General features: G+C 68.6%; 1 protein-coding gene. It reads left to right on the forward strand.

Annotated features, from left to right (window positions below):
- On the forward strand, nt 1–6,533 hold a 6,533-nt coding region (locus NVV99_RS25875; protein ID WP_260783254.1), incomplete at both ends, for a non-ribosomal peptide synthetase.

Genomic DNA, 6,533 nt, shown 5'->3' on the forward strand with positions numbered 1-6,533 from the left:
CTTGCAGCGCGCCTCGAACGCGGGGTCTCCGGCGGTCCGCGCCGGCCCCTCGTCGCCACCGAACGACCTGACCGGGTTCCGCTGTCGCTCGCGCAGCAGCGCTACTGGTTCCTCAACCAGTTCGACACGGCGTCCTCCGCGGTCGACAACATCCCGATCGCCGTGCGGCTCGTCGGCACCCTCGACGTCGAGGCGCTCCGTGCGGCAGCACGCGACGTCATTGCGCGGCACGAATCGCTCCGCACCATCTACCCGGACTCACCGGAGGGCCCGCACCAGGTGGTGCTCCCGCTCGACGGTGCGCTGCCCGAACTCGTCGTGCGTGAGGTCACGGAGGCCGAACTCGAACCCGAGATCGTCGCCTTCATGTCGACGACCTTCGACGTGACCTCCGAGGTGCCCGTCGCGGTGCGCATCTTCCGCGTCAGCGACGACGAGCACATCCTCGCGCTGGTCGTGCACCACGTGTCGGCCGACGGCGCGTCGGTCGGCCCGCTGACCCGCGACCTGATGACGGCCTATGCGGCGCGCTCGCACGGGGACGCCCCGGCATGGGAACCGCTGCCCGTGCAGTACGCCGACTACGCGCTGTGGCAGCGCGAGGTGCTCGGCAGCGAGGACGATCCGGAATCGCTGGCCGCCAAGCAGGTCGAGTACTGGAAGCAGGCCCTCGCCGGCCTGCCCGACCAGCTCGACCTCCCGTCCGACCGCCCGCGTCCGCCGAGCCAGAGCTTCCGCGGCGAATCGTTGCAGTTCACGATCTCGCCCGAACTGCACCGCGGCCTGCAGGAACTCGCGCGGTCGAAGAACGCGACGCTGTTCATGGTCGTCAACGCGGCCTTCGCGACTCTGCTGGCGCGGCTCTCGGGCACCCGCGACATCGCGATCGGTACCCCGATCGCCGGTCGTGGCGAGCGCGAGCTCGACGACCTGATCGGCATGTTCGTCAACACGCTGGTCTTCCGCAGCGACGTCGACCCGGCCCAGTCCTTCGAGCGACTCCTCGAAGGCACCCGCGAGACCGACCTCGGTGCCTTCGCGAACGCCGACGTGCCGTTCGAACGCCTGGTGGAAGTGCTGAACCCGGTGCGCTCGACCGCCCGCAACCCGCTCTTCCAGGTGGGTCTGTCGTTCCAGAACCTGGCGCGCACCCAGCTCGAACTGCCCGGTCTGACCGTGAGCTCCACCGATTTCGAGCTGCAGCTCGCCAAGACCGACCTGCAGCTCACGGTGTTCGACCACTACGACGACGACGGTGCTCCCGACGTCATCGACGCCACCTTCACGTACGCGACCGATCTGTTCGACGAGTCGACCGTCGAGCGCTTCGCGCAGCGTTTCGTGCGGGTCGTCGAGGCGATCGTCGCCGACCCGACCACGGCCGTCGGCGACATCGACATGCTCGACGGATCCGAACGGGTCGAGATCCTCGAGTCGTGGAACGCCACCGACCGCGTGGTCGAGCAGGCGTCGACCCTGGTGGATCTGTTCGACGAGCAGGTCTCGCGGGTGCCGGATGCAACGGCATTGGTGTTCGAGGGTGAGTCGCTGACCTATGCCGAGTTCGATGCTCGGGTGAATCGCCTTGCACGCAAACTGGTCTCGCTGGGTGTGGGTCCGGAGTCGACGGTGGCGCTGGCGATGCGCCGCTCGGTCGAGTTGCTGGTCGGTATGTATGCGGTGGTCAAGGCCGGTGGCGTGTACGTGCCGGTGGATCCGGATCAGCCGGACGAGCGCAATGCCTACATTCTCGACACGGCTGCTCCGGTGGTGATCCTGTCCACCGAACGCGATGCCTTCGTCGCGCCGGGGGAGAAGTCTGTCCCGAGCCTGGCGATCGACACGCTCGATCTTTCGGACGTCTCGGCCGATCCCATCGCCGACGGCGAGCGCATCGCGCCGCTGCGTGCGACGAACACGGCGTATGTGATCTTCACGTCGGGTTCGACGGGCCGGCCGAAGGGTGTGGCGGTGCCGCATGCGGCGATCGTCAACCAGTTGCTGTGGAAGCGTGAGCATTTCGAGCTCGGTACCGATGATGCGGTGCTGTTGAAGACGGTGGCGACCTTCGACCTGTCGGTGTGGGAGTTCTGGTCCGCTCTGGTCTCCGGTGGCCGTGTGGTCATCGCGTCGGCCGACGGTCATCGCGATCCGGCCTATCTGAACCGGTTGCTGACGGAGCAGTCGGTCACGACCCTGCACGTGGTGCCGTCGATGCTCGAGGCTCTGATGGTCGACGCGGGCGGCACCCTCACGCCGTCCCTGCGGCAGGTACTGGCCATCGGTGAGGCCCTCCCGCCGGCCACCGCGAAGCGGTTCGTCGAGCACAACGACGCCCGGCTGGTGAACCTGTACGGTCCGACCGAGGCCGCGGTGTCCGTCACCGCCGGCGATGTCACCGGCACCTCCGGTGCGTCGGTGCCGATCGGTGTGCCCGAATGGAACACCCGTGTCTACGTGCTCGACGAGCGTCTGCATCCGGTTCCGGCCGGTGTCGCCGGTGAGCTCTACCTCGCAGGCACACAGTTGGCGCGCGGTTACTTCGGGCGTGCGGATCTGAGTGCGGAGCGGTTCGTCGCCTCGCCGTTCGGTGACGGGGAGCGTCTGTACCGTACGGGCGATCTGGTGCGGTGGACCCGTGACGGGCAGTTGGATTACCTGTCGCGCACGGACTTCCAGGTGAAGGTGCGTGGTTTCCGCATCGAGCTCGGTGAGATCGAATCTGCCCTGCGGGCGATGGATGCGCTGCGTGACGTCGCGGTCATCGCCCGTGAGGACGAGCGGGTCGGCACCCAGCTGGTCGCGTACGTCGTTCCTGCCGAGGACAACACCCTCGACGTGGCGACGGTCAGGAGCGACCTGGCGACGCAGGTGCCGTCGTACATGGTGCCCTCGGCGTTCGTGACGCTCGACGCGCTGCCGCTCAACGTCAACGGCAAGCTCGACCGCAGGGCCCTGCCCGAGCCGGTCTTCGAGACCCGCGAATTCCGGACCCCAGTCACGCCGGCCGAGCAGGCCGTCGCCGCGGTCTTCGCCGAGGTGCTCGGTGTCGAACGGGTCGGCCTCGACGACGACTTCTTCGAACTCGGCGGCAACTCGCTGCTCGCCACCCAGGTGGCCTCCCGGCTCGGAGCCGCACTCGGTGCGAAGGTTCCGGTGCGCGCCCTCTTCGAGAACACCACCGTCGAATCGCTCGCCGGTGCGGTCGAGTCGCAGCGCGGCGACGACCGCCGGCCTCTCGAAGCCGTCGAGCGGCCCGCACGCATCCCGCTGTCGCTCGCGCAGCAGCGCATGTGGTTCCTCAACCGCTTCGACACCGAATCGTCGGCCTACAACGTGCCGATCGCGATCCGGCTCACCGGCGATCTCGACGTCGACGCGCTGCAGGCCGCCGTCGGCGACGTCGTGGCCCGCCACGAATCGCTGCGCACCTTCTACCCGGAGGCCGAGGACGGCCCCGTCCAGGTCATCGTTCCGGCCGCACAGGCAGTTCCCGACCTCACCCCGGTGGACGTGCCGGAAACGGACATCGTCGCCGCCGTCCAGGAACTCGCGGCGACGAGCTTCGACGTCACCACCGCCGTGCCGCTGAGCGCGCGACTGTTCCGGGTCCGCGAATCCGACTACGTCCTCGCCTTCGTGGTCCACCACATCTCCGCCGACGGCTCGTCGATGGGTCCGCTCACACGCGACCTCATGACGGCCTACGTCGCGCGGTCGCAGGGCGACGCCCCGGCGTGGGAGCCGCTGTCGGTGCAGTACGCCGACTTCGCCATCTGGCAGCGCGAGGTGCTCGGCGACGAGGACGATCCCGAATCGCTCGCCGCCAAGCAGGTCGAGTACTGGAAGCAGGCCCTCGCCGGCCTGCCCGACCAGCTCGATCTCCCGAGCGACCGACCGCGTCCCGCGGTCCAGTCGTTCCGGGGCGGCCGCGTCGACTTCACGGTCGAGGCCGAACTCCACCGGCGCCTCGCCGACCTCGGCCGGCGCACGAACACCACGATGTTCATGGTGCTGCACACCGCACTCGCGGTGTTCCTCGCACGCATGTCCTCGAGCGACGACATCGCGATCGGCACACCGATGGCCGGTCGTGGCGAGCGCGAGCTCGACGACCTGATCGGCATGTTCGTCAACACGCTGGTGTTCCGGACCCACGTCGATTCGGACGCGTCGTTCACCGCACTGCTGGGACGTACCCGTGAGGCCGACCTCGGCGCGTTCGCGAACGCCGACGTGCCGTTCGAGCGGCTCGTCGAGGTGCTCAACCCCGCACGGTCCACGGCACGGCACCCGCTGTTCCAGGTGGGTCTGTCGTTCCAGAACCTCGCGCAGGCCGCACTCGAACTCCCCGGTCTCACCATCTCCGGCCTCGACGCCGACATGGAGATCTCGCAGTTCGACCTGCACCTGATCGTCACCGACCGCTACAGCGACGACGGCACGCCCACGGGCATCACCGGCTACTTCACCTACGCGACCGACCTGTTCGACGAATCGACGGTCGCGGAGTTCGCCGCCCGGTTCATCCGCGTGCTCGACGCCGTGGTCGACGACCCGGCCCTGCCGGTCGGCGATCTGCCCCTCCTCGACACCGTGGAAACCGCGCGAGTGCTCGAGGCGTGGAACGACACCGTGCACCCCACCGCCTCGGCGACCCTGGTGGATCTGTTCGACGAGCAGGTCTCGCGGGTGCCGGATGCGACGGCGTTGGTGTTCGAGGGCGAGTCGCTGACCTATGCCGAGTTCGATGCTCGGGTGAATCGCCTTGCACGCAAACTGGTCTCGCTGGGTGTGGGTCCGGAGTCGACGGTGGCGCTGGCGATGCGCCGCTCGGTCGAATTGCTGGTCGGCATGTACGCGGTCGTCAAGGCCGGTGGCGTGTACGTGCCGGTCGATCCGGATCAGCCGGACGAGCGCAACGCCTACATCCTCGACACCGCTGCTCCCGTGGTGATCCTGTCGACCGAACGCGACGAATTCACGGCGCCGGGGGAGAAGTCTGTCTCCACCCTGTTCCTCGACAGCCTGGATCTGTCCGAGCTGTCCGCGGCGCCGGTGACCGATACCGAGCGCATCGCGCCGCTGCGCGCGTCGAACACGGCGTATGTGATCTTCACGTCGGGTTCGACGGGCCGGCCGAAGGGTGTGGCGGTGCCGCATGCGGCGATCGTCAACCAGTTGCTTTGGAAGCGTGAGCATTTCGAGCTCGGTACCGATGATGCGGTGCTGTTGAAGACGGTGGCGACCTTCGACCTGTCGGTGTGGGAGTTCTGGTCCGCTCTGGTCTCCGGTGGCCGTGTGGTCATCGCGTCGGCCGACGGTCATCGCGATCCGGCCTATCTGAACCGGTTGCTGACGGAGCAGTCGGTGACGACCCTGCACGTGGTGCCGTCGATGCTCGAGGCTCTGATGGTCGACGCCGACGGAGTGCTGGCCCCCTCGCTGCGCCACGTCCTCGCCATCGGCGAAGCGCTGCCGCCGGCGACCGCCCAGCGGTTCCTGACCCACAACCGGGCGCGGCTCGTGAACCTGTACGGCCCGACCGAGGCCGCGGTGTCCGTCACCGCCGGTGACGTCACCGACACCTCCGGTGCGTCGGTGCCGATCGGTGTGCCCGAGTGGAACACCCGTGTCTACGTGCTCGACGAGCGTCTGCATCCGGTTCCGGCCGGCGTCGCCGGTGAGCTCTACCTGGCCGGTGCGCAGCTCGCCCGCGGTTACTTCGGGCGTGCGGATCTGAGTGCGGAGCGGTTCGTCGCCTCGCCGTTCGGTGACGGAGAACGCTTGTACCGTACGGGCGATCTGGTGCGGTGGACCCGTGACGGGCAGTTGGATTACCTGTCGCGCACGGACTTCCAGGTGAAGGTGCGTGGTTTCCGCATCGAGCTCGGTGAGATCGAATCTGCCCTGCGGGCGATGGATGCGCTGCGTGACGTCGCGGTCATCGCCCGTGAGGACGAGCGGGTCGGCACCCAGCTGGTCGCCTACGTCGTGCCCGCGGACGGTGCGCAGGCGGACATCGAGTCGATCAGGTCCGCGCTCGGCACCCGGGTGCCGTCGTACATGGTGCCCTCGGCGTTCGTGACGCTCGACGCGCTGCCGCTCAACGTCAACGGCAAGCTCGACCGCAGGGCCCTGCCCGAGCCGGTCTTCGAGACCCGCGAATTCCGCGCTCCGAGCACCCCGGTCGAGGAGATCGTCGCCGGCGTGTTCGCCGACGTCCTCGGCCTCACCCGCGTGGGTGTGGACGACGACTTCTTCGAACTCGGCGGCAACTCGCTGCTCGCCACCCAGGTCGTCTCGCGCATCGGCGCGGCGCTCGACACCCGCGTCCCCGTGCGTGTGCTGTTCGAGGCCCCCAGTGTCGCGGCGCTCGCCGTCGCGGCCGAGCAGCACACGGGTGCGGCGGCGCGTCCGCCGCTGGTGCCGCAGCTGCGGCCCGAGCGTGTGCCGCTGTCGCTCGCGCAGCAGCGCATGTGGTTCCTCAACCGCTTCGACACCGAATCGTCGGTCAACAACATCCCGGTCGC

Origin of the sequence: Rhodococcus sp. PAE-6, from assembly GCF_025290685.1 — a bacterium.
GTDB lineage: Bacteria > Actinomycetota > Actinomycetes > Mycobacteriales > Mycobacteriaceae > Rhodococcus > Rhodococcus pyridinivorans.